The 2,264-nt window shown below is 70.1% G+C and carries 2 protein-coding genes; both read right to left on the bottom strand.

Annotation, left to right across the window (positions count from 1 at the left end; all coding sequences use genetic code 11):
• Positions 1-65: 65 nt before the first annotated feature.
• A complete protein-coding gene (istB, locus tag PUR61_RS06750; protein ID WP_329876667.1) occupies positions 66-887 on the bottom strand; it encodes an IS21-like element helper ATPase IstB in 822 nt (273 codons plus the stop codon).
• A complete protein-coding gene (gene istA / locus PUR61_RS06755; protein WP_329876669.1) occupies positions 887-2,155 on the bottom strand; it encodes an IS21 family transposase in 1,269 nt (422 codons plus the stop codon). The genes istB and istA overlap by 1 nt, the downstream gene beginning before the upstream one ends.
• Positions 2,156-2,264 lie beyond the last annotated feature (109 nt).

Below are 2,264 nucleotides of genomic sequence, written 5' to 3' on the forward strand. Positions count from 1 at the left end.
TGTCGGCAACGGCTGAAATCGGGCCGGTCTGATCGGTTCAATCGTGGGCCATTGTGCGGTCGTGTTCAGTCGTTGTTGGTGGTCGGGGTGCGGCCGAGTTCGCGGCCGCGCATGCGGTAGGACTCGCCTTTGAGGGAGTGGACCTCGGCGTGGTGGACGAGTCGGTCGATCATGGCGGCGGCGACGGTCTCGTCGCCGAAGGTCTCTCCCCACCGGCCGAAGGGCTTGTTCGAGGTGACGATCACGCTGGCCCTCTCGTATCTGTTCGAGATCAGCTGGAAGAACAGGTTCGCGGCCTCGGCCTCGAAGGGGATGTATCCCACTTCGTCGATCACGATCAGCGGGTAGCGGCCGAGCTTGACCAGCTCGTCCTGGAGGCGTCCGGCCTGGTGGGCGGCGGCCAGGCGGTCGACCCACTGGGCGGCGGTGGCGAACGCGACGCGGTGGCCGGCCTGGCAGGCCCGAACGGCGAGGCCTGTGGCCAGGTGCGTCTTGCCGGTGCCCGGCGGCCCCAGGAAGACGGCGTTCTCCTTGGCCGCTATGAAGTCCAATGTTCCCAGGTGTCCGAGTTGTTGGCGCGTCATGCCCCTCAGGTGGGCGAGGTCGAGCTCCTCGATGGTCTTGACGGCGGGGAAACGGGCGGCTCGGATGCGGCCCTCACCGCCGTGGCTGTCGCGGGCGGAGACCTCGCGTTGCAGGCAGGCGACCAGGTACTCGGTGTGGGTCCAGGACTCGGTGCGGGCGCGCTCCGCCAGGCGCTCGGCGGCGTCCAGCAGTGCGGGGGCCTTCATCGCGCGGGCGAGGAAGGCCAGGTCGGCGGCGGTCTGCCGGCCCGTTCGGGTCGCCTGGCCGTCGTGCTTGGCGGTGGTGGTCGTGGTGCGGGTCATCAGGTGTTCTCCTTGCCGGCTCCGCCCTCGATGAGGGTGAACATGCGGTCGTAGGAGCGGAGTTCGCGTTGTTCGACCTCGATGCCGAGGCTGTCCGGTGCCAGGAGTGCGGCCCGGGCGGCGTGCGCGCGGGCGGCCTGCTGGTAGATGGCCTCGCCGCGCAGGATGTCGGCCGCGGCGGCGTGGTCGGGATCGGTGAGGGTCTGGTGCCTGGCCCAGCAGCGGGCGTGTCGGGCGACGATGTCGTTGCCGCGGGTGGCGGTGATCTCCTCGTTGTCGGCACGGACGAGGACGCGGTGGCCGATGGCGCGGGGGTGGACGGAGTAGTCGCAGGTGTCGACGCGGATGTAGTGGTCGCGGCCGATGCGGGTGGCGAAGCGCCACCAGGTGGGCGGGTCGACCGGCGGGACGGTGAGCATCGCGGCGCGGTCCGCCTCCCAGCGGTCCACCGGGCGGGCGTCGATGGAGCGGTGCTGCCTGCGGTTGGCGATCTGCAGCCAGGCGCCGAGCTGGTTGTTGAAGTCGTCCGGGCCGGTGAAGGTGCGACCGGGCAGGAAGCTGGTCTCCAGGTAGCCGTTCGCGCGCTCGACCAGGCCCTTCGCCTCGGGGTCGCGGGGTCGGCAGAGGTGGACCTTGACCGCGAGCAGTCCGGCGAACGCGGCGAACTCGCTGGTGAGCCTGCCTTTGCCGACGCCGGGTTCGTTGTCCCAGACCAGCATTTTGGGGACCGCGTGCCAGCCGTCGGCGAGCAGGCGCCAGTGGCCGTCGATGAGGTCGCCGCTCTGCCGGGAGGGCAGCATCCGGGCGGTGATCACCCGCGAATACCCGGAGACGATGACCAGGACCGGCGGGCGCCCGCGCTGCCCGTAGCCGAGTGGGATGTCCACGGGCGGGAACCACAGGTCGCACTGGGCAAGCTCACCGGGTTGGTAGACGGTCCTGGAGACCGGGTCGACCGGCAGGTAGGCGGGCCGCAGCTCGCGGACGCGTTCGCGCAGGATCGTCAGCCCGCGTTCCCAGCCGATCCGCTCCGCGATCACGGTGACCGGCATCGTCGGTGTCTGCTTCAGCAGCTCACGGATCGCCGGCTCCACCGCGTCCACCGCCGAGCCCTTCAACGGCCGCTGGTACTTCGGCGGCCGGTCCGAGGCCAGCGCCCGCGATACCGTGCCACGCGAGATCCCCAGCTGTCGGGCCACGGCCCGTGCCGACAGTCCCTCCGCCCGATGCAACCGGCGAATCTCGGCCCAGTCCTCCACACGGATCACCCTCTCTTCCTCCTGACCTCCAAGCATTGAAGCCAGGATGATCAAGAGATCGCAGAGCGGCCCGCTTTTGATCCGCCGTTCGTGGTCCTCGTTTCACCCGTTGCCGACA

It is taken from the genome of Streptomyces sp. BE20, assembly GCF_036322525.1.
Taxonomy (GTDB): Bacteria; Actinomycetota; Actinomycetes; order Streptomycetales; family Streptomycetaceae; genus Kitasatospora.

What these genes read in the sequence shown, in the direction of transcription:
- istB (WP_329876667.1), bottom strand. Translation starts at nt 887, where the DNA reads ATGACCCGCACCACGACCACCACCGCCAAGCACGACGGCCAGGCGACC.